This is a genomic window from Echinicola shivajiensis (genome assembly GCF_018642165.1).
GTDB lineage: Bacteria > Bacteroidota > Bacteroidia > Cytophagales > Cyclobacteriaceae > Echinicola > Echinicola shivajiensis.
Genome location: NZ_JAHHZM010000002.1, coordinates 285,093 through 311,433, shown reverse-complemented (window position 1 = coordinate 311,433; position 26,341 = coordinate 285,093). Strand labels below are relative to the sequence as shown.

Annotated in this window: 23 protein-coding genes; 16 read left to right on the top strand and 7 right to left on the bottom strand. The window is 37.7% G+C overall.

Going from position 1 to position 26,341, the window contains the following annotated elements; all coding sequences use genetic code 11:
• Positions 1-92 precede the first annotated feature (92 nt).
• A complete protein-coding gene (locus KMW37_RS05790) occupies positions 93-1,340 on the bottom strand; it encodes a DNA recombination protein RmuC (RefSeq protein WP_215223664.1) in 1,248 nt (415 codons plus the stop codon).
• 246 nt (positions 1,341-1,586) lie between these two features.
• Here KMW37_RS05790 and KMW37_RS05785 point away from each other — a divergent pair, with 246 nt between their 5' ends.
• From KMW37_RS05785 to KMW37_RS05740, 10 genes are all read left to right on the top strand, one after another.
• A complete protein-coding gene (locus tag KMW37_RS05785) occupies positions 1,587-2,810 on the top strand; it encodes an Nramp family divalent metal transporter (RefSeq protein ID WP_215223663.1) in 1,224 nt (407 codons plus the stop codon).
• Positions 2,801-3,520: a 5-oxoprolinase subunit PxpA gene (pxpA, locus tag KMW37_RS05780; protein ID WP_215223662.1), complete on the top strand. Its 720-nt coding sequence runs from the start codon at positions 2,801-2,803 to the stop codon at positions 3,518-3,520. The genes KMW37_RS05785 and pxpA overlap by 10 nt, the downstream gene beginning before the upstream one ends.
• 4 nt (positions 3,521-3,524) lie before the next feature.
• Entirely contained in the window at positions 3,525-4,238 is a 714-nt protein-coding gene (locus KMW37_RS05775) for a 5-oxoprolinase subunit B family protein (protein ID WP_215223661.1), read from the top strand.
• Positions 4,225-5,103, top strand: a complete 879-nt coding sequence (locus KMW37_RS05770; RefSeq protein WP_215223660.1) for a 5-oxoprolinase subunit C family protein — start codon at positions 4,225-4,227, stop codon at positions 5,101-5,103. Before KMW37_RS05775 ends, KMW37_RS05770 begins: the two co-directional genes overlap by 14 nt.
• Positions 5,104-5,198: 95 nt before the next feature.
• On the top strand, positions 5,199-6,068 hold the full coding sequence (locus KMW37_RS05765) for a TlpA family protein disulfide reductase (RefSeq protein ID WP_215223659.1): 870 nt from the start codon (positions 5,199-5,201) through the stop codon (positions 6,066-6,068).
• 57 nt (positions 6,069-6,125) lie between these two features.
• The gene (locus KMW37_RS05760) at positions 6,126-7,058 is read left to right on the top strand and encodes a polysaccharide deacetylase family protein (protein ID WP_215223658.1); all 933 of its coding nucleotides are present in this window, start codon (positions 6,126-6,128) and stop codon (positions 7,056-7,058) included.
• Positions 7,059-7,542: 484 nt separating this feature from the next.
• On the top strand, positions 7,543-8,430 hold the full coding sequence (locus KMW37_RS05755) for a hypothetical protein (protein ID WP_215223657.1): 888 nt from the start codon (positions 7,543-7,545) through the stop codon (positions 8,428-8,430).
• A gap of 7 nt (positions 8,431-8,437) precedes the next feature.
• On the top strand, positions 8,438-9,190 hold the full coding sequence (locus tag KMW37_RS05750) for a GH25 family lysozyme (protein ID WP_215223656.1): 753 nt from the start codon (positions 8,438-8,440) through the stop codon (positions 9,188-9,190).
• An 81-nt stretch (positions 9,191-9,271) separates the two neighbouring features.
• The gene (locus KMW37_RS05745) at positions 9,272-10,135 is read left to right on the top strand and encodes an alpha/beta hydrolase (protein ID WP_215223655.1); all 864 of its coding nucleotides are present in this window, start codon (positions 9,272-9,274) and stop codon (positions 10,133-10,135) included.
• A gap of 173 nt (positions 10,136-10,308) precedes the next feature.
• Positions 10,309-11,844 carry a DUF4301 family protein gene (locus tag KMW37_RS05740; RefSeq protein WP_246581355.1) on the top strand — a complete coding sequence of 512 codons (1,536 nt, stop codon included), beginning with the start codon at positions 10,309-10,311 and terminating at the stop codon, positions 11,842-11,844.
• A 392-nt stretch (positions 11,845-12,236) separates the two neighbouring features.
• Here KMW37_RS05740 and KMW37_RS05735 read toward each other — a convergent pair whose 3' ends face one another.
• The gene (locus KMW37_RS05735; RefSeq protein ID WP_215223654.1) at positions 12,237-13,148 is read right to left on the bottom strand and encodes a DUF3078 domain-containing protein; all 912 of its coding nucleotides are present in this window, start codon (positions 13,146-13,148) and stop codon (positions 12,237-12,239) included.
• Positions 13,149-13,196: 48 nt separating this feature from the next.
• Between KMW37_RS05735 and KMW37_RS05730 the strand changes: the two genes are divergently transcribed.
• From KMW37_RS05730 to KMW37_RS05710, 5 genes are all read left to right on the top strand, one after another.
• Positions 13,197-13,472 carry a DUF202 domain-containing protein gene (locus tag KMW37_RS05730; RefSeq protein ID WP_215223653.1) on the top strand — a complete coding sequence of 92 codons (276 nt, stop codon included), beginning with the start codon at positions 13,197-13,199 and terminating at the stop codon, positions 13,470-13,472.
• 3 nt (positions 13,473-13,475) lie between these two features.
• Entirely contained in the window at positions 13,476-15,257 is a 1,782-nt protein-coding gene (locus tag KMW37_RS05725; protein ID WP_215223652.1) for an SLC13 family permease, read from the top strand.
• Between the two features lie 63 nt (positions 15,258-15,320).
• Positions 15,321-16,298 (top strand): TerC/Alx family metal homeostasis membrane protein, encoded by a 978-nt coding sequence (locus KMW37_RS05720; RefSeq protein WP_215223651.1) that lies wholly within the window; start codon positions 15,321-15,323, stop codon positions 16,296-16,298.
• Positions 16,299-16,407: 109 nt separating this feature from the next.
• Positions 16,408-16,617 carry a hypothetical protein gene (locus KMW37_RS05715; protein WP_215223650.1) on the top strand — a complete coding sequence of 70 codons (210 nt, stop codon included), beginning with the start codon at positions 16,408-16,410 and terminating at the stop codon, positions 16,615-16,617.
• Positions 16,618-16,722: 105 nt separating this feature from the next.
• Positions 16,723-17,619 (top strand): Ppx/GppA phosphatase family protein, encoded by an 897-nt coding sequence (locus tag KMW37_RS05710; RefSeq protein WP_215223649.1) that lies wholly within the window; start codon positions 16,723-16,725, stop codon positions 17,617-17,619.
• 58 nt (positions 17,620-17,677) lie between these two features.
• On the opposite strand, the gene ppk1 is transcribed toward KMW37_RS05710, so the two are convergent.
• The 5 genes from ppk1 to KMW37_RS05685 all read right to left on the bottom strand — a co-directional run bounded on the left by ppk1 (position 17,678) and on the right by KMW37_RS05685 (position 24,992).
• The gene (gene ppk1, locus KMW37_RS05705) at positions 17,678-19,801 is read right to left on the bottom strand and encodes a polyphosphate kinase 1 (protein WP_215223883.1); all 2,124 of its coding nucleotides are present in this window, start codon (positions 19,799-19,801) and stop codon (positions 17,678-17,680) included.
• 117 nt (positions 19,802-19,918) lie between these two features.
• Positions 19,919-21,877: a DNA topoisomerase (ATP-hydrolyzing) subunit B gene (gene gyrB / locus KMW37_RS05700; protein WP_215223648.1), complete on the bottom strand. Its 1,959-nt coding sequence runs from the start codon at positions 21,875-21,877 to the stop codon at positions 19,919-19,921.
• A gap of 137 nt (positions 21,878-22,014) precedes the next feature.
• The gene (locus KMW37_RS05695) at positions 22,015-22,386 is read right to left on the bottom strand and encodes a CoA-binding protein (RefSeq protein WP_215223647.1); all 372 of its coding nucleotides are present in this window, start codon (positions 22,384-22,386) and stop codon (positions 22,015-22,017) included.
• Positions 22,379-23,959 carry an NAD(P)/FAD-dependent oxidoreductase gene (locus KMW37_RS05690; protein ID WP_215223646.1) on the bottom strand — a complete coding sequence of 527 codons (1,581 nt, stop codon included), beginning with the start codon at positions 23,957-23,959 and terminating at the stop codon, positions 22,379-22,381. Before KMW37_RS05690 ends, KMW37_RS05695 begins: the two co-directional genes overlap by 8 nt.
• Before the next feature lie 64 nt (positions 23,960-24,023).
• A complete protein-coding gene (locus tag KMW37_RS05685; protein WP_215223645.1) occupies positions 24,024-24,992 on the bottom strand; it encodes a tryptophan 2,3-dioxygenase family protein in 969 nt (322 codons plus the stop codon).
• Between the two features lie 130 nt (positions 24,993-25,122).
• Between KMW37_RS05685 and KMW37_RS05680 the strand changes: the two genes are divergently transcribed.
• A complete protein-coding gene (locus tag KMW37_RS05680) occupies positions 25,123-26,331 on the top strand; it encodes an acyl-CoA dehydrogenase family protein (protein ID WP_215223644.1) in 1,209 nt (402 codons plus the stop codon).
• Positions 26,332-26,341: the final 10 nt, after the last annotated feature.

Below are 26,341 nucleotides of genomic sequence, written 5' to 3'. Positions count from 1 at the left end.
CTAAACTTCTTTTAACTAAAAAACGATAGAAGTAGCCTAAAGTTGTGTATTTAACGAGCATAAATAAAGATTTCCTGATTTTTATTGATGCATTATTTATCCAAAAATTGGCCATTTTCGGATTCAGGCAATCCCTCCACATCTCTTAACTTTCTCTGTATCACCCTTGTTCTTGTTCCCACCAAAGTGTCCAATTCATGATTGGCCTCATTCAACTTTTTCTGGGCTTTCTCTATCAAATTGCCAAACTTCCCAAACTCTGTTTTTACCGCACCTAACACCTTCCAAACCTCACTGCTTCGCTTTTGAATAGCCAAAGTTTTAAAGCCCATTTGCAAACTATTCAACATGGCTGCCAAGGTAGTAGGCCCTGTGACAACCACTTTATATTCCTTCTGCAATTGTTGTGATAAAACTCCATCCCTGATCACCTCTGCATATAGACTTTCCATAGGCAAAAACATCACAGCAAAATCAGTGGTATAAGGAGGGTTGATATATTTTAGACTAATGTCTTGGGCTGACTTTTTCACTGCACGCATCAGCTCTAGCTTGCAAGCATCCACCAGGCCCTTATCGCCTATATCATAAGCCTCAAGCAATCTATGATAAGCTTCTTGGGGGAATTTAGCATCAATAGGAAGAAAAACCGGTTCATCACTACTGCTTCCGGGCAATTTAACGGCAAACTCCACTCTTTCTGCTGCCCCTTTTTTCATCACAGCATTACTCACATATTGATCTGGCGCTAAGATGTTTTCCAATATGCTCAGCAACTGGTATTCTCCAAGGACTCCCCTGCTCTTTACATTGGTCAAAACCCTTTTGAGGTCACCTACCCCGGTTGCCAAGTTTTGCATTTCTCCCAATCCTTTTTGAACGGCTTGAAGCTGTTTGCTGACTATCTCAAATGACTGCCCCAACCTAGTTTCCAAGGTTTTTTGTAATTTTTCATCCACTGTCTCTCTCATTTTTTCCAATCTGGCCTCCGTAGATAATAACATCTTCTCCTGCCTCCTTTCCAATTCGCTAAATTTCTCTCTCTGCAGCTCATTAAACTCACGAACGTTTTCTCTAAAAAGCTTCCCAAAATCTCGTAGTGTTTCATTTTGGTCCTTGGAGTTTTCCCTCAAAGTATCAAAGACATGCTTAAACTGTTGATTGATATTCTGACCAATCTCTTGGCGGTTTTCAGACATTTGTCGCTCTAAGTCCATTTTTAAGGAAGCTAACTTATCCTCCAATGACTTCTTCTCTCTGACTTGGCTTAGTTGTCTAAAGAGCAAAACTAAAGTTATCAAAACGTTCAAAGCCAAAAGGCTCAAAAATATCATTTCCATCTCTTCCTATTAATTTTTACAGGCAAATTAAAGCTATACTTTTGATTAGCCTAAATTCTGGGATGCAGAACGAGACATTTTGTGTCATATCCTTGAATAACATTATCATATTTGAATAATACTCATTTGTTTTTCGTAGAAATGGTGAATAAGCTTGGTATAAAGAAATAAGTCGACAAGTTTTAATTTTCCAGTTTGAATCAATTATTTTAGATTTTCACTTTTTTTAAACAAAGAATCCACTTCTTGAGAAAGAGAATACAAAAATTCATGGGGCCGGGCACTTTGGTGATGGCTGCTTTTATAGGACCGGGAACTGTGACCGTTTGTACACTTGCCGGAGTAAATTTCGGTTATGAATTGATCTGGGCATTGGTATTGTCCATAATTGCCACTGTTCTGCTTCAAGAAATGTCCGCAAGGATTGGTTTAATCAACCAAAAAGGACTTCCTGAAATATTAAGGATAGAATTAAAGCAAATCTGGGTAAAGGTACCTGCTTTAATCTTGATTATTTTGGCCATTGTTTTAGGCAACGCAGCCTATGAAGCCGGAAATATCGGTGGAGCAGTATTGGGCTTGGAAGTTTTTGAAAGGCTCCCACTCTTCACCTCTTTCAACCCTTATCCAATAATTGTAGGATTTTTGGCTTGGGCCTTATTAATGAGTGGAAGCTACAAAAAGGTGGAAGCTTTTATGTTGGTCATCGTTCTGATGATGAGTTCAGTGTTTTTAGTCACAGCCATCATGAGCGCACCACAGTTAAAACTGCTTATTTCAGGCTTAGTTCCAAGAATCAATAGCGAAAATATCATCACTATTGGAGCCCTGATAGGAACTACAGTAGTACCTTATAACCTGTTCTTGCATGCGGCACTGGTCACCAAAAAATGGACAGGAAGTAAAGATTTAAAATATGCTCAAATTGATACCGTAATGGCAGTTTGCCTAGGAGGGCTTGTTTCAATTGCCATTTTGATTACGGGTTCCTTAGGAAGTGCCGAAAGGGTCAATTCGGTTTTGGATATGGCCAGAAGTCTTGAACCTCTATTGGGCAAAACAGCGCCCTACTTTTTGGGAATAGGTCTGTTCGCAGCTGGCATAACTTCTTCCATTACAGCACCATTGGCGGGAGCATTGGTAATCTGTGGATGTTTTGGACTAAACAATGAACTTAGTTCCAAACCCATGAGATGGACCTTTAGCCTTATTATTCTTTTGGGCGTGTTTTTTGCTTCTTTGGGCATAAGGCCAGTGGAATTGATCACTGTCGCGCAATTGACCAATGGCATATTATTGCCTGTTTTAAGTACCTTTATATTGTGGGCAGCCAATAGTCGTAAGTTAATGAACAAGTACAAAAATGGGGTGATTTGGAATATCTTAGGTTTTGGGATTTGGATCATTACTTGGATTTTAGGAATTAAAAGTATCATGAGTGTTTTAGAAAAGTGGCAACTATGGGGATAGACATCAATAGTGATTTAGGAGAAGGTTCAGGTGCTGATGCTGCTATCATGCAATTTATCAGTAGTTGCAATATCGCTTGTGGAGGACATGCGGGAGATGAAAAAAGTATGCTAGCAACCATTAAATATGCCATAAAACATCAAGTAAATATTGGTGCCCATCCCTCCTATCCTGACCCTGCCAATTTTGGTCGTGAAGTTATGGACATCTCCATGGAAGCATTAGAAGCGAGTTTGGTTAGACAACTAAGTTTCTTCAATAGATTACTAACGGCACACAATGCCCGCCTTCATCATATTAAGGCCCACGGAGCACTCTACAATGAATCGGCCTTCAATGTTTCAATAGCAAGCTTATTGGTCCAAATAATGAAACAACATTATCCTGGCACTTTACTCTTCGTACCGGACGGCTCAGTGATTGCTGAGCTAGCAAAAAAAGAAGGAATTCCTGTCTGGCATGAAATCTTTGCGGACCGGAATTATGAAGATAACTTGAAGCTGGTAAACCGAAAAAAAAACAATGCCGTATTAACGGATGAAGCAGAAGTGATGAAACATCTTGGGTTGATGATTGATGAAGGAAAAGTAAGAACCATTTCTGGAAACTTATTACCTATCAAGGCAGACACAGTTTGTATACACGGTGATAATCAAAGCGCATTGAATTTGGCAAAAGCCATTAATAAATTGGTAAGATCCAAAGATTAGCTAAATGACTTATAATTTATCATATAAACACATATCCCAAAACATTCTGGAAATTTGCTGGCCGGCGGAAATCAGTAAGGACATTCTGCTACAAATGATGGCCCTCAAAAAAAAGATCATTTCAATTTGGTACGAAGAATTATGGGATGTCAATTTAGGATATCATTGCTTAAGTTTACATTTTAAAGAAGCATATTACTTGGATGGGGTGATCAGCCAAATTGAAGAACTGTATTCCGAAAAAGTAACCCATTCAATCCTCCATAGAAAACGTTGGAAAATCCCTGTGCTTTATCAAGGCAAAGACTTATCCAGAGTGGCTGAAATTACCAAGCTGGGCATCAATGAAATCATTGAACAGCACCAAAATCCTTCCTATCTCTTACACTTTTTTGGTTTCATGCCAGGCTTTATGTATTTAGGAGGGCTTTCTGAAAGGCTTTTTGCTGCAAGAAAAGACCAACCAGACCCAAAGATCCAAAAGGGATCCGTTGCTATTGGCGGAAAGCAAACGGGAATTTATCCAATGGATAGTCCTGGCGGATGGAATATAATTGGATTAACTCCTGTGGAGCTGTTTGATCTAAAGCAACGCCCTCCCGTTTCCGCCCAACCAGGTGATGAAATAAAATTTCAAAGTATTAATAAACAAGAGTTTGAAACTATCTCAAGATCCATACTCAATCAAAATTACTCCTTAGAATATGAAACCATCTGAAGCCCATTTAGAAGTCATCAAACCCGGTTTCTACAGTAGCATTCAAGATTTGGGGAGGTTTGGACAAGGGTATTGGGGAATTCCATCTGCGGGGGCCATGGACAGGCAATCATTTGAATTGGCCAATCATCTATTGAAGAATGATGAAAACAGTGCATGTCTGGAAATGGCCATGATGGGAGGTGAATTTATTTTTAATGGAAACACCCAAATCGTCCTAACCGGTGCCAAGGCTAAAATAACCTTAAACCAGAAAACATTCGAAATCAATACCATAATTCATATTAGTGTTGGAGATCACTTAAAAATTGGTCCATTTAGTAAAGGATGCAGAATGTATCTTGGGATTAAGGGTGGATTCCAAACTCAATTTATACTTCAGAGTAGAAGCTGGTATAAAGGTATTACAGACAATCATCTTCTTGAAGCGGGCGACATTTTACCATTTCAAGATCAACAGAAAGAATTCCCCCGTTTTAATGCAAAGGTTGCAGTCGATAATACTTTGATGGAAAACCAGGACATTGAAGTCTATGCCGGTCCAGAATCAGATCAACTTCAGCCGGAAATTTATGAACAGCTTTTCGACAGGGAGTTTCATCTTTCTCCAATGATGAATAGAATGGGAATCCAAATCGAAGAAAAATTGGAAAACCAATTAAATGAAATACTCACAGCTCCAGTATATCCAGGCACTGTACAATTAAGCCCTGGTGGTAAAATAATGATTCTGATGCGTGACGCACAGGTTACTGGTGGTTACCCCAGAATTCTCCAGCTTAACCAAGCAGGCATTAACATCATGGCCCAAAAAAAACAAGGAGACAAAATTCGCTTTAAGCTGATCAAATCAGACAACCAATGAATAAATGCTTCCGTATTTTACAATATTCGTTCAAAAAATTTCCTAAAGCTTCCTTAGATTTACTTTGCTCATTAAATAACTGAATCAAGTACATAATGAAAATAAAAAAAACAGTTTACGGCATATTATTAAGTATTGCCATCCTTTTCACCACTTACTTCATATGTGACTTTATTCTAGACCTTTCAAAGGATTATAGCCTTTGGGGATTTGGCGCATTACTCGGCTTTATCCTTTTACTTATCACTACTCATTTTTATTACAGCAAAGGCAAAAGATTTCTTCCCACAAAATTGATCATGTTCCTTGCTGTATTTGCTGTGGTACTTTTCATTTTCATGAGCTCCCCTAGTACCCGTTTTGCCACTAAAGTGCTTCCCTCCTATATCTCTTTCTTATTAGGAGTTCTGGCAGGAGCCATTTATTCTGACCATGGAATTCAAAAAAGACACCTCTATACTAGTCTGTTATTTCTATTTCCATTTTTCCTGAATTTAAATTTCTATACTTCTTGGGTTCATTTGATAGAATTTGGCAATATTTCTGGTAAAGTCGATGACCATATATATATTCCATTTGAAGTACAAGACATTAATGATAACACCCTTCAAAATGAAGATTTCAGGGGTAAAATAGTCGTACTTGACTTTTGGTTTATCAGCTGTGGCCCTTGTTGGGTAAAGTTTCCTGATCTTCAAAAACTGCACGAAAAATATCAGGACAATCCACAGGTTGAAGTCTATGCAGTCAACAGACCAATGCCAAAGGACAAACCCAACCAGTTATTTCAATCCATTGAAGAAAAAGACTATACTTTTCCTGTTCTTAGAGGAACTCAAAAAGTCATGGATGATTTCGATATTTATGTATATCCTACTATTGTAGTATTGGATCAAGAAGGAAATGTGTCCTATATGGGCAAAATAGAGGGCGTGGAAGAAGTAATTCAAAAACTCAGTAACTAACCCTACTTTGCGCCTAGGTATAAATATAGGCCATGAAGCTAAAACAATCTATTTATTATGAAATTCATAGTTTCTTCCTTAATAGCTCTTTTAATGACCATTCACGCTAATGCACAAGAAAGGAAAATTTGCATTACGGTGGATGACCTTCCTACCGTCACCTATGGGATAAATGATATAGAATTTCATAATCAAATTACACAATCATTGGTTAACGCATTCAGTGAACAAAATATTCCTGCTATAGGGTATGTTAACGAAAGCAAACTCTACAAAGAAGGCAGACTGGATTCTGCCAAGCTACAGCTTTTGGAATATTGGTTATCCAAAGGGCTAGAACTCGGCAATCATACCTATTCCCACTCCAATTATCATCAAGTAGGCTATGATACTTTTACTGCTGACATCATTAAAGGAGAACAAATTCTAAAAAAGCTCCTTCCAAAATATAATCAAGAGCTGAAGTTTTTCAGGCATCCCTATTTGCGTAGTGGAGATACCAAAGAACTAAATGACCAATTAAGTAAATTCCTAATCAATCATAACTATATACCTGCACCTGTTACAGTAGATAATGATGATTATCTGTTTGCTTATGCTTATTCAAGGGCCTATAAAAAAGGAGATACAAATTTAATGAAAAAGATAGGAAAGGCATATCTTGATTATATGGAAAGGAAAGTGCTCTATTTTGAAAAATCCGCCCAAGGATTATTCAATAGAAATATTAATCAAATTTTGCTTTGTCATGCCAGCCTATTGAATGCCGACTATATGGTAAAATTGATTAAAAGGATAAAAGGTCTGGGATACCAATTTATTTCTCAAGAAGAAGCCTTGAAAGACCCTGCTTATGAGACAAATGTCACCAAATTTGGGGACTGGGGAATTTCATGGTTAGACAGGTGGGCCATCAGTATGGGGAAAAAAGGGGATTTCTTCAAAGAAGACCCCGTTACTCCTGATTTCATCAAGGCCTTAAACCAATAAATGGCCTAGAAAACCATTCAAAAAAGTTTAAATACGAAGAGTTATTTGGCTTAAAATGAAAGACTGGCAAAAAGTTGCCATTTTCTTATACAATTATTGGTTACTGATTAACCTTTTCTGATCATTCATATACAAAACCATACCGTACTTCCCATTCTTCAAAATTGACCTTATAAATAAGCATAATATTTCTTAACTTCAATATGTAAAACAATGAATAAAAGACATTTAATAACAATCGAAAGAAAAAGCATCAAATAATGTAATTAGTGATTCTTAATCACCTAAAGAATCTCTTCTAACTGTTTGAAATAAATTGCGTTTTTCCGATCACAAATTTTTGACTAAAGTCCGTGCGCAACACGGACTTTATTGTTTTTATTGGTTATTACCCGACTCATCACTACAGATGATTCTAAATCATTATAATTGAAATCCAAAATTATTTATTGTACATTGTACTTGAATTTTATTTTTTCTCATCATGACATCTAACCACCAACGAAACTACATCTATGTAGGCCTTAGCTTACTGATTATCGCCTCATTTTCTAATTTATTATATAATACAGCGGAAACTTTTCAGTCTGAATCTTCCAAAGAACTTCTGACCAGTGCCGCAATTATTTCTCAAATTGAAGCCATCATACTTCCTCTGGCTGAAAGTATTCCTTTTATTAAAAACTGGTCATATACCTTCGAGGACGACTTCCAGAAACTCCTTAGCTATCTGGAGGTGGCCAATCTATTGGTCCTTCTTCAATATAGTTTATTAAAAATCAGCCATTGGGTCGTTTTCAAATGGGTAACGGTAGCAGCATTTGCAACCATGTTTTGGCAACCCATTCGGTTGTACGCTTTCCGTATTTTAATCCTCTTGATAATGATTTCACCAGGTTTGAATATTTATTCCAGTTTGAGTGCTGGTATAGTTTCACAAACTAATATGGATTTGGGCGCTGAGTTAAAATCCCACTTGGCAGCCACCAAAGATTCAATAGATCAAAAGAAGTCCGTTCAACAACTCAAACTGGATAGCCTTGAAAGTAATCAGGAAGAAAAACATAATGGAAAATTAACCTTCTTGGACAAAGTAGAGGATAAAGCCATCAAAACCACTGACAACATTGAAAACGAAGTTTCCAAAGTAGGTACAGATTTAGTGGATATTTTAAGATTTGCAAGCCAACATGCCGTACAACTGGCCATGAACATGTTAGTAAATATCATCATTATATTTGTTTTCCTCCCGCTTTTGTATTGGTACATTTTCGCATTGATCCTAAAAAAACTTTTCAGTTACGATCCTCCAAGCTTATTAATACAAAAAGGAGAAAATAAAGTCAAAGACCTTATCAAAGCAAACACTTAAACTACCCATGAGATCATTCCAATTCCTTTGCTTACTGGCATCAATTTGCCTTTATTCCTGTCAAAAGTCACAGGACAAGAACAGTCAGGAAAGTACTAGCTTAGCTGTTCAAGCTCAGTCAACTGAAAAACCTCAGCCACCTGAGATCATTCTGGGCATAGATGTATCCCATTTTCAAGGAGATATAAACTGGGAACAAATAAAAGCGGACAAGGTTTATTTCGCCTATGATAAGGCGACACAGGGAGATTCTTTCAAAGATCCCGATTACTATGAAAATCAAAAAGCTGCACATCAGATAGGTCTACTACACGGGGCGTACCATTTTTATATTTCATCAGACTCCCCTGAAAAACAAGCCCAGAACTTTCTTGAGACTTTGGATTATACGAATTCAGATCTACCTCCCGTATTGGATTTGGAAGAGGGAGGAATAAAATCACCATTAGATGAATCCAAATTTCAATCAGACGTTCTTACTTGGTTAAAAATCGTCGAAGAAAAACTCAATATCCAACCAATCATATACACCAATAACCCTTTCGGAAATCAATACCTTAAACATCCGGAATTTGCAAAATACGATCTATGGATTGCAGAGTATGGGGTTACCAAACCCAAAATACCTCAAACCTGGGAAGAAAAAGGCTGGTTAATATGGCAGAGATCCGATAAAAAAACCATCAATGGCGCAAAAGGAAATGTAGACCATGATCTATTTAATCCTGACAAAAGCTTCAGTACTGTTGTTAAAGACTAGTAGCGTCAAGCCCAATTGAAAATCCTAGCAAAAAAATCTACTAGAAATAAATTCCATTAATCAGAAACGAACGTTTGTAATATGTCTGTATTCAAAACCATTCTTCTCAACTTACTCTTAATATGCACAGCACAAAGTGTTTTGGCACAATCAGGAAAAGTATTTGATAATTTAAGCATGGAGAGTAAAATTTTACAAGGGGAAAGGAAGTACGCCATTTACCTCCCTCCTGATTATGAAAGTTCCGAAAGGAGTTATCCTGTGCTCTATCTTCTTCATGGTGCTGGAGATGATCAGACGGGTTGGATACAATTTGGTGAGGTCCTGCATATAACTGACAAAGCCATAAAAGCAGGAAAGGCTACGCCTATGATTATAATAATGCCAGATGCCAACACAGGTAGAAGAGGTTATTTCAATCAAATTGATGGAGACTGGAATTATGAAGATTTTATTTTTGAAGAATTGATCCCTTATGTGGAAAAGGAATATCGAATTAAGAAGGAAAAGAGATATAGGGCTGTTGCTGGTCTATCCATGGGGGGCGGAGGAAGTTTTATGTATGCTTTGCATCATCCCGATTTCTTTGCTGCAGCAGCTCCTTTAAGTGCCTATGTAGGTCCACTCTCTCTTAATCAGATGATTTCAAGAATGGAAAATTATGAGGACTATACCGATACTCAGCTTAAAAATTACTTCGAGCAACACAATGCCCTTTCACTAATAGAAAATATGGATACCAAAACCCTTCAATCCATAAAGTGGTATATAGATTGTGGAGATGATGACTTCCTTTATGAAGGAAATAGTTTAGTACATATAGCCATGAGAAAAAAAGAAATTCCACATGAATTCAGGATTAGAAATGGCGGACATACTTGGACATATTGGAGAGAGTCCTTACCTTCAGTATTAGAATTCGTTTCTAAATCTTTTCACCAATAGTCGTAAACCGCATTAAGATATTTTTTATATCAAGATTACAGATTTTAATTAAACAATTGGCTTTATGCTTTTTATTAAAGCCCTATACACTTTAAACTCGTTCAAATTCGACTATTTTAAGTAAAGATTTAACCAGAGAATTAAATATTAACCACACCCATAAATTGTTTTTTATGCTTAATGAAACCGAAATGAATGAAGCTGGAATTAAGGAGAAAATAATCCAACAAGGAATGGATTTGGAAAAAGTTGAATTGCAAATCCAAAACTTCAAAAAGGGATTTCCCTATTTACCAATTGTAGAAGCTGCAAGTATCGGCAATGGCATCATCACCCTAAGTAATGATGAAATTAACAACTACCTTGAGTCCTACCCCAATAAGGTTTCAGAAAAAGAGTTAGTGAAATTTGTGCCTGCCAGTGGTGCCGCCACTAGAATGTTCAAAGATTTATTTGCCTTTCTTGAAGCTGATGATCAATCTTTGGCTAATAATCCATTCGTTGAAAAATTTGTTTCAAATTTGAAAACGTTTGCATTTTATAAAGACCTATCAGAAACCTTATCACAGGAAGGATATAATATCGAAGATCTAATAGAAAAGGGAGAGCACGCAACCATCATTGATTACCTATTGAGTGAAAAAGGTTTGGCATATGGAAGTTTACCAAAGGGATTACTGAAATTTCACCGATATGAAGATGGAAGCAGAACACCTGTCTATGAACATTTTATAGAGGGCTTGCAATATGGATTAGGTAAGGGAAATACTGTAAGATTGCATTTTACAGTATCTCCAGAACATCAAGATAGTTTCGAAGACAAGGTGAACTTCCTTCAAGGATTGCTTGGAGATCGCTATAAAGTAAACTTTGAAGTAAGTTTTTCCCAGCAAAAAAAATCCACAGATACCATTGCTGTTAATCCTGACAACACACCTTTTATGGAGGAAAATGGGGAAATATTATTTCGACCTGCTGGCCATGGAGCGTTATTGGAAAATCTAAATGAGATTGATGCAGATTTAATATTTATCAAAAACATTGATAATGTGGTGCCAGACCACCTCAAGGACACTACTAAATCCTATAAAATAGCATTGGCAAGTATCCTTTTGGATCTACAATACGAGGTTTTTGATTTACTTATCAAAATAGACAATGAGTCCAATTCCGATATCTTAAACTCTTCGGTTGAATTATTACAGAACAAATTAGGATTAAAATTCCCTTCCGAATTTAATGGTTGGGAAAATAAAGAGAAATTCAGTTATGTGAAATCAAAACTTAACAGACCTATTAGAGTTTGTGGGATGGTGGAAAATACTGGTGAGCCAGGTGGCGGTCCTTTCTGGGTAAAAGACAAAGATGGAGCAATTTCCCTTCAAATAGGTGAAACTGCCCAACTTGACCTGAACAATCCAGAACAGGCTTCAATTCTAAAGAATTCCACCCATTTCAACCCTACAGATCTGGTCTGTGCAGTAAGAAATTACAAAGGCGAAAAATTCGATCTTCTAAAACATAGGGATCCTGAAACTGGTTTTATAACGGCTAAGTCAAAAAATGGTAAGGACCTCAAAGCTCAGGAACTTCCTGGCTTATGGAATGGTGCTATGGCGGACTGGAACACCTTGTTTGTAGAAGTTCCTTTATCCACTTTCAATCCAGTCAAAACCATAAATGATCTGTTGAGAGAACAACACCAGTAGATTTAAAACCACTCAACAGTAAAAATCTCTTATATTAAACCATAAGAGATTTTTACATTTTTTTATTACCAACCAAATCCTACATTGAAGAAATAATCCTTTTTCTCAGAATTAATAATCTTTTTTGATAAACGGTCAACAGACTTAACAGAAACCTAGTTAAATCCCCTTTATTCATTATCATAAAACAGGCGTCTTATTGACAACAATCAAAACACAAATAACTTATAATCAGAACATTATATAGTTTAATTTAAAATAAAAAAGCAGAGAAATTTTCTCTGCTCTTTATTTTGAAAACTAAACCAACTATTATTTAACTACCACAGTTAAACAAAAATAGTAAATTTCACCTATATTCAAAATATTTTATAAAAAAGGTATGTTATAAGTTATTTTTTGTTGCTTACCTTATATAAGAGACCCAATGCCAAGCCTTGACTATACTGAATTCCTGAATCTTGATCAATATCATATAAATTAATACTAGTAAAGGTTACATTAATTAACTCAGTAATCTTAGCTGTTAAAGCCACATCCAATCTATGATCTATTGTTTTAAATTCTAAGGTTTCGTAGTTCGCGTACATTTGGTACCTAGCCTTAATATTGAAGTTTTCAGCGATATCCTTATCCCACTCAGCGAATATCTGCATAGCCAACCATTCTGTCCTTACCTTATCGCCAATAGGCACTCCATAGTTATCTTCCACATTATCGGCAATATCTAAATTGGTCACAAACGTCCACCTAGGCGAAAAAGGGCCAATACGAAGATTAAATTCATCATTTGGCTTATACTCGAAACCCAAGGATGTCGTCAAATAGCCAGGTGCCATGAAGTCAGATATCAAAGTTCTCTCATCATCATCACCAAATTCATAACCTTTGGTAAACTGAGAAAGGAAATTGGCAGAAAAATAAGTACCCCATTTTTCCGACAGTTTGTACCCTACCTTAGAATCTAGAAATATACGATCATTGGATTTTTTAGACTGCTCCCCTTCATTTTTCACAATCCCATATAACAACTCCATTTGGTTATCCCATGTCCACTTTTCTTTGGCGTAATTCGCCTTTCCAGCCAAGATACTCCCAAATGAAATAGAATTTACACCTCCGGATTTCCAGTTACTGCTAAATGCACCTTGATTAAAATTTAATCCAGCTGAAAATTCCTTCACCCAATAGGAAGTATCACTGACCACTTTTTCAGCCTCATTAAGTGCTGTTTGAGCGTAGGTCGCAAGACAAATACCAAGGAATGTGAAGGTTAGAAAAAATTTCTTCGTAGAAAAAAGCATTTTTTTTGGATTTATTATGAAATTGAACTACCTGAACTTAACAAAACTATGGAAAAAGAATCTGAAAATGAATTAATTGTAAGAGATTATTTGGCAAGACAAAGGACCAAAATGGCTAATGATAGGACACTTCTTTCGTATATTAGAACAAGTCTATATTTTTTGGTTAGTGGTACTGCACTGGTAAAAGTTGAAGGCCTGGCCAATATCAAAGAATTTGGATATTTATCATTTGGTATCAGCTTAATCTTCTTAATAATGGGATTCACCAACTTCTTCTCCATTAAAAGAAAAATCAAAAAAGGCCATTATGCTAAAATGTAAATTATGACATTAGAAATCTTACTTGTACTCATAATAATAGGCCTTGCCATGATACTTTTTCTCACGGAAAAGTTCTCAATAGACACTGTCTCTATCATGGTGATGATCAGCTTTATGGTTACAGGGATTTTGAGTTTTGAGGAGGGGGTGGCAGGTTTTAGCAATCCAGCCACTATTACTGTTGGGGCGATGTTCGTAATCAGTGCAGCGGTTTTCAAAACAGGTTCGCTAAATTCCATTAACATACTTTTTCTGCGAATGAGCAGAAAAAATGAATTCATGTTCCTTCTGACGCTTATGGTCGTTTCAGGGACTCTTTCTGCCTTCATCAATGACACAGCAATCGTGGCCTTAATGATGCCAACTGTGCTCAAAATCTCAAAAGACACCAATATATCCCCATCCAAACTTTTAATGCCACTATCTTTTGGCGCCTTAATGGGAGGAGTATGTACTCTCTTGGGAACAAGTACCAATATTCTAGTAAGCGGTATTGCTGAAAGTAACGGGGTTAAACCCTTCGGAATATTTGAGATGAGTGGAATGGGAATTATTTTTTTACTTGTAGGAATCACCTATATGATGACCATAGGACGGTGGCTAGTACCAAGCAGACAACCCGCTAGAGAATTATCTGAAACTTTTGACTTGGGAGATTATATCACTGAAATATTTGTAACCCAAAAATTCGAAGACATTGGCAAGTCCATAAGGTCCGCAAAGTTTTTTAATGACTATAATGTCGAAGCCGTACAAATAATCCGTGATAATGGTGATAAAATCAATGCCTATAAATATACTTCTATCCGTCTAAATGACACCATAAGGATAACTTGCGATAAAGAAACATTAACCCAAATCAGAAATGTACCTGGAATAGAATTAAAAATTGATCTAAAACTCAAAGACGAGGACTTTAAATTTCAAGGGCACAAATTATATGAGATGGTCGTTCCTCCCAACTCAAACCTGATCAACAACACCGTAAAATCCGTAAACTTCAGGGCAACCTTCCCTGGCCTTACAGTCCTCGCCATCAGGCACAGAAACGATATTCTCTACAAAAAACTTAAGCATACAAAAATTTCAGCTGGAGATGTTCTGTTGGTGCGCGGCGATGAGGAAGTCGTAGGTCAAGTAAAAGGTGGAGAAAATTTATTGATCATTTCTGAGGATACAACACCTAGAATTAACTGGAAAAAGATAGTACAAACACTGTTCATTGTAATTTCTGTCATTACAATAGCAGGTTTAAACATTCTGCCCATAACCATTGCTGCAATCGTCGGAGTAGTATTATTGGTCATTCTAAAATCCATTACAACAGATGAAGCATATAGGGCCATAGACTGGAAAGTGCTGTTTATGCTTGCAGGGATTTTATCTATGGGTACTGCATTGGAAAAAACAGGAGCTTCAACATTATTGGCAAAAGTTTTAGTGGACCAATTGGGCAATTATGGCCCCAGAATTATTTTAAGCGTGGTTTTTGCATTGACCTTTATGATTACCAACTTCATGTCCAACAATGCCACAGCAGCCCTTCTAGCCCCTATCGCCTTATCCATATCTTCAGCTTTAGAAGTCAGCGACAGACCTTTTCTCATGGCGGTTACCTTTGGAGCATCACTGAGCTTCATGACCCCTATGGGGTATCAAACTAACACTATGATCTACACTCCCGGTAATTATAAATTTATTGATTACCTGAAAGTTGGAACCCCACTAAATATTATCTATTGGATCATAGCCACTTTATGCATCCCCATGTTTTTTCCCTTTTAACCCACTTGTAAAGTTTTGAGCTACAAGAGTATTTTATACTTTTGCAGTTCTAAAAAAATTAGAATGGATTATTTCAAGGAAGAAGGCTATACACTAGTTGGTTTTAGTTTGATTATTTTAAGCATGTTGGCCATCGACTTGTTTGTTTTTAACAGAAATGCACGAAAAATAAACATCAAGGAAGCCCTTTTATGGTCTGTGGTTTGGATAGGCTTGGGATTGCTTTTTGGTCTGTATCTCTATTTTGATTTAGGAACTGAAAAAGCTGCTCAATATTACACCGCTTTTCTAATAGAAAAAGCCCTAAGCGTGGACAATTTATTTGTATTTATCATGGTATTTAAATTCTTTAAAGTACCTGACAAATACCAGCATAAAGTTCTGTTTTATGGAATAGTTGGTGCCATCATCATGAGGGCTATCTTTATTTTCTTTGGCATTACACTTATAGAATTAAGTTACCTTCCCTCCTTCGCATTGTTGGGAACAACGATAAAAATCAACCTTATTCTTACGCTTTTTGGGTTTTTCTTGATCTATGCTGGATGGAAATCCTTGCTTCCAGAAAATGAAAATGACCAAGAAAATTTCAACAATTCCCTTGGCACCAAGGTCATTTATAAATTATTTCCAGTGGACCCACATTTTCATAACGACAAATTCTTTGTAAAAATTAATGGAAAAAGGCTAGCTACCCAACTATTGGTGGTCTTAGCGGTAATAGAAATAACAGATTTGCTATTTGCTGTAGACTCTATTCCTGCAATCTTTGCAGTCTCCAATGATCCAATTATTCTTTATACTTCTAATATTTTTGCCATTTTGGGTCTAAGAGCGCTTTATTTTTTATTGGCTTCGGTGTTTGACCTTTTTGATTATTTAAAATATGGATTGGCATTTATACTGGCTTTCATTGGAATAAAAATGATCATTTCATCATTCTATCATATCCCTTCGGCCATATCTCTGGGAATTGTCGGGGCTATTTTAACATTGTGTTTAATTTTATCTGTAAGGAAATATAAGCTGCAAGGAGCATAATAAGTGATTTAATTGACTCCCCCACTTTACTCTCCATTAACTTTTATGTTTAAAAAATGATCTTTGGTAGGTTTTTTGAAAGACATTTGTTGAAACAACATAAAAACATATGAAAACCATAGGAATTATTTTAATCATAGCCGGGATAGCTATGTTTTTCGTGACTGGTTTTTCTTTTACTACGGAAGAAACCGTTATTGATGCTGGACCAATTGAACTTAGTGCTGAAAAAGAAAAAAATGTGAACTGGCCCCCTTACGCAGGTGGGGCTTCTATCATTGCTGGACTTATCCTTTTGGGGGTATCCAAAAAAAAATAAATTTGAGGGGAAAAATAATCCCCTCTTTTATTTTAATTTTAAGCTATTAATACCCTCTCAAAGGGAATTTATTTAGGTCTAAAGACAGTATAAACCACATCAGCCTTGAAGCTAGCAGCAGTAGACATTGGGTCAAACGCCATCAGATTGCAGATTACCCACATTACCCATTATCAAGACAATATCAATTTCAAAAAACTAGAATATGTTAGATTTCCATTAAGATTGGGAAAAGATGTATTCCATGACAAACGAATAAGCGACCAAAACCGCAGAAAATTTGTCAAGCTGATGAAAGCATACAAATTGCTTATTGATCTATACGAAGTGGATGATTACATGGTCTGTGCTACTTCTGCCATGCGCGAATCTGAAAATGGAAAGGATATCGCAGAAGAAGTGAAGCAAGATTTGGGTTTAAAAATTCAAATTATTGATGGAAACAAAGAAGCTGACCTGATCAATATTGCCTTATGGAACTACATTGACCACAAATCCTATCTTCATATCGATGTTGGAGGAGGAAGCACTGAGCTCAATATTTACCAAAATAAACAAAAAGTCGCCAGTAAATCCTTTAAAATAGGTTCTGTAAGGACGCTAGACAGTGGCAGATCTCCTAAAGTCTGGAATTCCATGCGGAATTTCATAGCTGAAAACATAGACAAAAAGCACAAAATCACTTGTATAGGTACGGGAGGGAACATCAATAAGATATTTGAACTTTCCAATCCTAGGAAGAACAAAAGATACCTTGACATCAATAAAATAAAAGAAATCAAGGCCTATTTAGAAGGCTTCAGTTATGAAGAAAGGGTAAATCATCTGAACTTAAACCCTGACCGTGCTGATGTAATTATACCTGCTTCAAGTATTTACTTGGAAGCAATGGAAGCAGCCGGTTCGAGTAAAATGATTGTTCCTGATGTTGGATTAAAAGATGGTGTTATGAACGTGCTCTTTGAAAAAAACAAATCTAAGTTAGCAGATTCAATATTATGAAAGAATAGGCTGCCATTCTAAAAATGACAGCCTTTATTATGATTTCATGAAATATTTTTCACTCCTGTAAGTTGACATTTTCCACTATCTCAGGAGTCAATTTGAAAAACTCTTCATGAATATTGAATACCTCCTCGTTTTCACCTGGTGTTTTGGCTTTATAAGTTCCATCCTCCTGCATGATATAAGCATTAACATTATCCTTCAGGTTATAGGCTATAATATTCATCAATTGCTTTTCCAAAAACGGATCCTGAACCCTAAACAAGGATTCTAATCTTTTCTCAAAGCTCCTCACCATCATATCAGCACTACCTGCATAAGTTCTGGTATCTCCATTATTATGAAAATGGTAAATCCTGGAATGTTCAAGAAAGTCCCCTACAATAGAATAAACCTCGATATTCTCACTCAGTCCTTTACGTCCTGGACGCAAACAACAAATCCCTCTTACTATTAACTTCACAGGAACCCCACATTGGGAGGCCTTGTACAAAGCATAAATGGACTCACTGTCCTCCAAGCTGTTTACCTTGATAAAAATCCCACAAGGTAAACCCTTTTTGGCATTTTCAGCCTCATTTTCTATAAAGCTGATCAATTGGCTTCTCATTCCTTGTGGGGCTGTAATCAAATTTTTATAACTACTAGGCATAGAATGCCCCGTTATTACATTAAAGAATTCTGAAACATCATTCGCCAAGATCTCATTGGTAGTAAGTAGTCCCAGATCAGTATATAACTTGGAAGTATCCTCATTATAATTCCCTGAACCTAAATGCACATACCGAGTTACTTTATTTTCATCCTTCTTCACAATTAGCAACAGCTTGGTGTGCGTTTTAAAATTACTCACTCCATAAATCACAAAGCAACCGGCCTTTTGTAGTTTTTTAGCTTCTTGAATATTATTCTCTTCGTCAAAACGTGCTTTGACCTCGAAAAGAACAGAAACGTGCTTCCCATTCTCAACTGCTTTCAATAAGGCTGAAGTAATCCTTGAATGCTTTGCCAACCTATAAATGGTCATTTTTATTGCCATTACATTCGGATCTTCCGCAGCTTGATAAAGCAAATCAAAAATGGGTTCAATATTATTATATGGATGATGCAATAATACATCCTTTTGCTTCAGGGTCTGGAATATATCTGATCTGCCAGCCAATGGATAACTTAATGGAGGCACTTGGCCCGGTGGGTGCCACATTCTATCCTTAAAACGCCTATTCCCAATAATCTGCCAGAAGCTGGTAAAGTCTAGCATACTTTCCTTTTTGACCTTGAAAATACTGTCATTTTGGATTTTCCACCGGTCTTTCAGCAAATTCATCATCCATTTGCTATGCCCCTCTTCTATTTCAACCCGAACTACACGACCAGTCTTTCTTTCATTAAGCTTACGCTTAACTTCTTCAAGAAAATTAGAATCCATGTCCTCGGTTTCTTCCAAAGTAAAATCTCCGTTTCTTGTAATCCTGAAAAGATTAATGGATTCAATCACTACATTTCTGAAAAGGGAAACAATGTGCTCTCTAATAACCTCCTCAATAGGTATATAAGCCACTCCTTCGCCACGTTCAATCTCAAAAAACCTTGGAATATTGGATGGAATCTGTACAAATGAAAGCTTTCGATTATCCTTTTTCTCTCCTGGATTAATGGTAACTACTCCAAAAATCAATAGTTTGTTCATTAATATGGGAAAGGTATGATAACCATCAAACACCATTGGAGTAAGCATTGGATAGACCGCCTTGAAAAAATACTCTTTAATTAGGTCCTGCTCTTCATTACTGAGTTTTTTAACATTGCTCAGAACAAAACCAGAAGCTTCAGTATTTGGTAGTATTTCATTGATAAAGTGCTCATGCTGGCGTCTGTGAAAAGACTGTGAGTCCATCATCAGCTTTTCTTTGAAAGGCTCTTCGCGCAGGCCAGAATAATCTATTCGTTCCTTATCATAATCCAAGTAATTGTACAATGACCCGACCCGAATCATAAAAAACTCATCGAGATTCGAAGCAGTAATGGCCATAAACTTAAGCTTCTCAAAAATCGTTCTGGACTCCTTTTTGGATTGATCCAAAACCCTATCATTGAATTTAAGCCAACTCAAATCCCTGCTCACCAGGTCACTGCTGTCTATCTTACTTATATATTTATCTTTCTGAATGACATCCATCTCCATATTACAAACTTCTGTATATAAATAATTTAAAAAAGAATGGTTATCGACGATAATTCAAGATAAGTAAAAAAGGGGCTTCTCGCCCCTTTTTCAACCTAAATTTAAGTTTTATCAGGTATCGATTTTTGCATACTTAGCATTTCTTTCGATAAACTCTCGCCTAGGAGCTACTTCATCCCCCATCAACATACTGAAAAGGTGGTCAGCTTCAGCAGCGGATTCAATAGTCACCTGCTTCATTGTACGCGTACTCGGATCCATTGTAGTGGTCCACAACTGATCTGGGTTCATTTCACCAAGACCTTTATAACGCTGGATACCCACACTTTCCGTTTTACCATCACCTGCCATTTCCTTAGTCAAGGCTACCCTTTCTTCCTCGGTCCAGCAGTAACGCTCATCCTTCCCTTTTTTCAATAAATATAAAGGAGGTAGTGCAATGTATACATAACCATTTTCGATAAGAGACTTCATATATCTGAAGAAAAGGGTTAAGATCAAAGTACGGATGTGAGACCCATCAATATCTGCATCCGTCATGATCACGATCTTGTGATATCTCAAATTGGTAAGATCAAGTTCCTTCTCATCTTCCGCTGTACCGAATTTCACTCCAAGTGCAGTAAGAATATTCTTGATCTCATCATTATCATAAATCTTATGCTCATGGGCTTTTTCCACATTTAGGATCTTTCCTTTTAGCGGTAAAATAGCTTGAAAATCCCTATCTCTACCTTGCTTAGCAGACCCTCCTGCAGAGTCCCCTTCGACAAGGTACAATTCACAGATTTCTGGATTGGTATTAGCACAGTCAGCTAATTTACCTGGTAAGCCTCCACCTCCAAGTACATTTTTACGCTGTACCATTTCACGGGCTTTTCGAGCCGCGTGTCTGGCCTGAGCTGCAAGGACTACTTTTCCAACAATAATCTTGGCTTCCTTCGGATGCTCTTCCAACCAATACTGCAATACTTCTGATACAGAACTATCCACTGCACTGATCACCTCTGAGTTACCCAATTTTGTCTTGGTCTGACCCTCAAACTGAGGTTCTGCAACCTTAACAGAAATTACCGCTGTAAGGCCTTCCCTAAAATCATCCCCGGAGATATCTATTTTCACTTTGTCCAGCATACCAGACTTATCCGCGTAGCTTTTCAAGGTCCTGGTCAATGCCCTTCTAAAACCAGAAACATGGGTTCCTCCCTCGTAAGTGTTAATGGTATTCACATAGGAAACCACATTTTCTGAGAAAGAAGAATTATAACTCATGGCAACCTGTACAGGTACACCGTTCTTTTCTGATTCAATATAAATTGGTTCCGAAATTACCTTTTCCCTGGTTTCATCCAAATATTCTACGAATTCCACAAGGCCGCCTTCAGAATAAAACTCATCAGAACGTGGGGTTCCATCCTCATCCAATTCCCTCATATCCTTAAGGTGGATCCTAATTCCGGCATTAAGGAAAGCCATTTCCCTTAAACGGGTGGCAATGGTATCATACTTATATTCCAGAATGGCAAATATTTCGCCATCGGGCTTAAAGTGTATAGTAGTACCTCTTTTATCAGTTTCTCCGATTTCCTTTACATCTGCTTGGGGAACGCCTCTGGAATATTCTTGTTCAAAAATCTTCCCATTCCTGTGAACTGTTGCTTTTAGCATGGTAGAAAGTGCATTCACACAGGAAACACCTACACCGTGAAGACCTCCAGAAACTTTATAAGTATCCTTGTCAAATTTACCACCAGCATGGAGCACTGTCATAACCACTTCTAGGGCAGATCGTTTTTCCTTTTCGTGCATATCGGTAGGAATACCCCTACCATTATCCTGCACCATAACGGAATTGTCTTCCATCACTGTCACATGGATGGTATCACAATGCCCAGCTAAAGCCTCATCTATTGAATTATCGACAACTTCCCATATCAAGTGATGAAGACCTTTGATCCCAACATCACCAATATACATGGCTGGTCTTTTCCTAACTGCTTCTAAACCTTCTAAAATCTGAATATTCCCTGCGGAATATTCCCCTAAATTCGACGCTTCTTCTTTACTCATAATAAGATTTATAAAAGAATAAAGAGGAAAAATTCCTCTATTTTCAATTTCACTTTCAACCTTTAATAATACGACATTTTTGGCACATAACAGCTATATAAACCTAAAAATTGCAGCTTAAAAACCAATGCAAAAATTTAGAATTGATTTGATCTCAACATCACCAAAGTACAACCTTCAACGGTTTCAATTCCTGCAGCATTTAAACGTTGTTTAAAGCCTTGATTTTCAGAACCAGGATTAAATATCACTCTTTTTGGCGCTAAAGAAATGATATAATCTGCCCATTCTCCCTGATGGGATGGATTAATATACATTGTAACAGTATCGACCTCTTCAATTTTAGGCTTTCCATTTAGGTCAATGATTTTTTCACCATTGACCTCCACTCCATGAATGCTCATGGGTACAATGGGCTGTCCATATTCTTTCAACATCCTTGCAGCCAAATACGCATATCGACCGGGCTTATCTGTTGCACCGATAATAACTGTTTTCTTTTTAACCATACTTCTCTAATAGTTTTTCTGCACAACGCTCTCCATCCATAGCCGCCGAAACAATACCACCAGCATAACCAGCGCCTTCACCACAAGGATATAAACCTGCTATAATTGGATGTTCGAAACTTTCCTTTTCTCTGGGAACCCTGACAGGAGAAGAAGTCCTGCTTTCCACCCCGATAATTTGCGCATCATTTGTAAGATAACCTCTCATTTTCTTACCAAATCCCTTGAATGCATTCCTGAGTCTATCTGCGACAAAATCAGGTAATACCTCTTTCCCCATATCTACGGATTTTAGACCGGGCTGATAGGAAGTTTCCAATAAATCCATACTTGACCTACCATTGACAAAATCAACCAAACGCTGCGCTGGGGCTACCTGGGTCTTACCTCCAGACTCCCATGCCGCTTTTTCTACATCAGCTTGAAACATCATTGCTGCAAGCTCCCCGTATTTCTGATAATGGGGAATATCTTCCAACTCTACAGCTGCCACAATACCCGAATTGGCAAATTTACTATCTCTTCGACTCGGGCTCATCCCATTGACTACAAGCTCCCCTGGAGCTGTAGCTGCCGGGACGATAAACCCACCAGGGCACATGCAAAAGGAAAAGACTCCCCTTTGTTTTCCATCATACATCGTTTGTTGTACCAGGGCATAGGAAGAAGCGGGCAAATAAGCCCCTCTATTTCCAGAACAGTGGTATTGGATTTTATCAATCAGTTCCTGACTGTGCTCTACCCTTACCCCAAGGGCAAAAGGTTTGGCCTCAATCAATATTTCCTTTTCCTTTAGCAAATGAAAAATATCCCTCGCTGAATGTCCGGTTGCAAGGATTACACCAAGACCTAGGATCTTTTCTCCATCCTTCGTAACAACCCCTTTCATTTCATTGCCATCAAGGATAAAATCTGTGACTTTGGTATTGAATAGGATTTCCCCTCCTGCATTAAGGATACTTTGCCTCAGGTCAGCCACCAGTTTGGGTAGTTTATTGGTACCTATATGGGGATGAGCATCCACCAAAATATCTTCTCTGGCACCATGGGCTACCAATATTTCCAACACCCTCCTTACATCTCCCCTTTTCTTGGACCGTGTATAAAGCTTCCCATCTGAATAGGTCCCTGCTCCACCTTCTCCAAAACAATAATTGGATTCTGGATTAACGATATGCTCCTTATTGATAGCGGCCAAATCTCTTCTTCTTTCCCTTACATCCTTCCCTCTTTCAATTACAATTGGCTTTGCACCCAACTCAATACACCTCAGTGCAGCAAATAAGCCCGCTGGACCTGCACCTACAATAATTACAGGGTCTGAATTGGAAACATTTCTATAATAATCCTTGCTCGCAGCAATCCTTGGGCTTGGCTCCTCATTGATAAAAACCTCTGCACTTACATTTATTTTCACCTGCTTACCCCTTGCATCAATGGATCGTTTTGCCTGACGTATAACTATTCGGTCATCCGTTCCTTGTATTCCAAGAGACTTTTTAACTGCCAATTCAAAGTTTTCTGAATCAAAAGCTACTTCAGGACTTAACCTAAGTTGTATTTCTTTTTTCATAGTAAGGTATCTATCCTTAAATCCTATCTAATTTTTACTCAAGCACAAAGTCTTTCACACCAACCTACTCTTCTTCTCCAAACACTTCTTTCATCACCCAGCCTTTTCCCCACTCTTCTTTTTCCTTTTCAGACCAAAGTTCAGGATAAAATATCACCTTCTGAAACCTAGGGGGAAGGTACTTTTGCCAATTGGTACCTCCAGTTGCAGCAATATCTGCTGGAGCCTTATGAAGATACCTTACGGCAGATTTGTAATGGGCCAATGGCCAAAAAACATTTGCCTTCAGGTCATAAGCCCTCATCAACTCGGTCAATTCCTCATCTATATCAGGACAATGCTGATAGACTTTCCAAAGGTTAATTTTCCTATATTTGATAATCAGTTCCTTCAACTGCTTACCATATTTCTCATCAAAGGTCTTTAGGGTTAACGTTTGTTCTCCCGTTGCCAGTTCCTTTGCCCCAAATTGCCAATAAAGTATATCAAACAAGCTGTCCACACTGGTCAGATTGATATCCATATAATCTTCTCGATCTTCCACATTAACCAGGTATTGGATTTCTGTGGACATGATTTCAATTATCCTATACTGGGCGCTTTGAAATCCACTGGAAGGCAATAGAGACATCCTGAATTTCAAAAACTGCTCCCTTTCCATGCCCTTCCACATTACCGAAAAAGAAGAAATCAATTGGTCAAAATACATAATCACCCTATTGAGCCGCTCTTTTATAAACTTTGCCTTGCTGACTTTTTGTTCAGAAATCTGTTCCAGCTCCCATATGATGAGATTGAAATATAGCTCTGTGATCTGGTGGTAGATGATAAAAATCTTCTCATCCTTGAAGGAAGTCTTTGGCTGTTGCAGGGTCAACAGAGTATCCAAGTTGATATAATCCCAATAGGTCAAATAATCAGCATACAAGAGTCCCTCCAAATAGGAAAGCATGTCCTGTCCAGATGCTTTATACTTTTCGTTCAATAACTGGATTTTTTCAATGATCTCCTGGGATGGCTGCTCCTTGCTCATAGCTATATATTTAGGGAGGTAATTTAGTTTTTTATAAAACTTCTTGCTTAATTATAGGAGACAATTAAGAATCTATAATTATAAATCAAAGTGCAAAAATCAGTCTAAAAACCCAATAAAGCAACTGAATATGTCGTCAATATCCCCTAATAACCCATCCCATAGACAGGATCCTTTCGAAGGCGTTGACTTTTATGCTTTGGATGAATTACTCGATGAGGAACACTTACTGATCAGACAGTCCATAAGAGATTTTGTCAAAAAAGAAATCTCTCCTTATATAGAGGAATGGGCACAAAATTGCCATTTCCCAGAAGATATAGTCAAAAAGTTTGGATCTGTAGGGGCTTTTGGTTCACAGATTCCTGAGCAATACGGTGGGGGTGGGCTCGACTATATAGCCTATGGACTTATTATGCAGGAAATTGAGCGTGGCGACTCTGGAATGCGATCGACTGTTTCTGTTCAAGGCTCTCTGGTGATGTACCCTATTTTCGCATTCGGCTCGGAAGAACAAAAGCAAAAATTCCTCCCCAAGTTAGCAAGCGGTGAATTATTGGGCTGCTTTGGCCTGACAGAACCAGACCATGGTTCTAACCCTGGAGGAATGAAAACCCACTTCAAAGACATGGGGGATCACTTCTTATTGAATGGAGCCAAAATGTGGATTTCCAATTCACCAAAAGCAGATATTGCCATTGTTTGGGCCAAGGATGAATCGGACCGCATTCATGGCTTAATTGTAGAAAGAGGAATGGAAGGATTCAGTACTCCTGAAACCCATAATAAGTGGTCCCTTCGTGCCAGCAGTACAGGTGAATTGGTATTTGACAATGTAAAAGTTCCAAAATCAAACCTTCTTCCCGGGAAATCTGGATTGGGTGCCCCTTTAAAATGCCTAGACTCTGCTAGATATGGCATAGCTTGGGGTGCAATAGGTGCGGCAATGGATTGTTATGATGCTGCCAGAAGATATGCCAACGAAAGAATCCAATTCGACAAGCCCATTGCTTCTTTTCAGCTTGTACAAAAAAAACTAGCCGAAATGTTGACAGAGATCACCAAAGCACAGCTTTTGGTTTGGAGACTTGGAAAACTTAAAAATGAAGGTAAAGCCACTACGGCCCAAATCTCCTTGGCAAAAAGAAATAATGTAGCTATGGCCTTGGAAATTGCCAGAGAGGCTAGGCAAATACATGGTGGCATGGGAATCACCGGTGAATACCCAATTATGAGACATATGATGAACCTTGAATCCGTAATCACCTATGAAGGAACCCATGACATTCATCTTCTTATCCTTGGTCAAGAAATTACGGGAATACAGGCGTTCAAATAGGTATTTCTAA

Excerpts from the sequence above, each read along its gene's own strand:
- KMW37_RS05720 (WP_215223651.1), top strand. The coding sequence starts at position 15,321 with ATGGATTATTTCAAGGAAGAAGGCTATACACTAGTTGGTTTTAGTTTG.
- ppk1 (WP_215223883.1), bottom strand. The coding sequence starts at position 19,801 with ATGGATGTCATTCAGAAAGATAAATATATAAGTAAGATAGACAGCAGT.
- KMW37_RS05775 (WP_215223661.1), top strand. The coding sequence starts at position 3,525 with ATGACTTATAATTTATCATATAAACACATATCCCAAAACATTCTGGAA.
- KMW37_RS05755 (WP_215223657.1), top strand. The coding sequence starts at position 7,543 with ATGACATCTAACCACCAACGAAACTACATCTATGTAGGCCTTAGCTTA.
- KMW37_RS05685 (WP_215223645.1), bottom strand. The coding sequence starts at position 24,992 with ATGAGCAAGGAGCAGCCATCCCAGGAGATCATTGAAAAAATCCAGTTA.
- KMW37_RS05735 (WP_215223654.1), bottom strand. The coding sequence starts at position 13,148 with ATGCTTTTTTCTACGAAGAAATTTTTTCTAACCTTCACATTCCTTGGT.
- KMW37_RS05765 (WP_215223659.1), top strand. The coding sequence starts at position 5,199 with ATGAAAATAAAAAAAACAGTTTACGGCATATTATTAAGTATTGCCATC.
- KMW37_RS05695 (WP_215223647.1), bottom strand. The coding sequence starts at position 22,386 with ATGGTTAAAAAGAAAACAGTTATTATCGGTGCAACAGATAAGCCCGGT.
- KMW37_RS05690 (WP_215223646.1), bottom strand. The coding sequence starts at position 23,959 with ATGAAAAAAGAAATACAACTTAGGTTAAGTCCTGAAGTAGCTTTTGAT.
- KMW37_RS05770 (WP_215223660.1), top strand. The coding sequence starts at position 4,225 with ATGAAACCATCTGAAGCCCATTTAGAAGTCATCAAACCCGGTTTCTAC.
- KMW37_RS05740 (WP_246581355.1), top strand. The coding sequence starts at position 10,309 with ATGCTTAATGAAACCGAAATGAATGAAGCTGGAATTAAGGAGAAAATA.
- KMW37_RS05715 (WP_215223650.1), top strand. The coding sequence starts at position 16,408 with ATGAAAACCATAGGAATTATTTTAATCATAGCCGGGATAGCTATGTTT.
- KMW37_RS05730 (WP_215223653.1), top strand. The coding sequence starts at position 13,197 with ATGGAAAAAGAATCTGAAAATGAATTAATTGTAAGAGATTATTTGGCA.
- KMW37_RS05680 (WP_215223644.1), top strand. The coding sequence starts at position 25,123 with ATGTCGTCAATATCCCCTAATAACCCATCCCATAGACAGGATCCTTTC.
- KMW37_RS05790 (WP_215223664.1), bottom strand. The coding sequence starts at position 1,340 with ATGGAAATGATATTTTTGAGCCTTTTGGCTTTGAACGTTTTGATAACT.
- KMW37_RS05725 (WP_215223652.1), top strand. The coding sequence starts at position 13,476 with ATGACATTAGAAATCTTACTTGTACTCATAATAATAGGCCTTGCCATG.
- pxpA (WP_215223662.1), top strand. The coding sequence starts at position 2,801 with ATGGGGATAGACATCAATAGTGATTTAGGAGAAGGTTCAGGTGCTGAT.
- KMW37_RS05760 (WP_215223658.1), top strand. The coding sequence starts at position 6,126 with ATGAAATTCATAGTTTCTTCCTTAATAGCTCTTTTAATGACCATTCAC.
- KMW37_RS05750 (WP_215223656.1), top strand. The coding sequence starts at position 8,438 with ATGAGATCATTCCAATTCCTTTGCTTACTGGCATCAATTTGCCTTTAT.
- gyrB (WP_215223648.1), bottom strand. The coding sequence starts at position 21,877 with ATGAGTAAAGAAGAAGCGTCGAATTTAGGGGAATATTCCGCAGGGAAT.
- KMW37_RS05745 (WP_215223655.1), top strand. The coding sequence starts at position 9,272 with ATGTCTGTATTCAAAACCATTCTTCTCAACTTACTCTTAATATGCACA.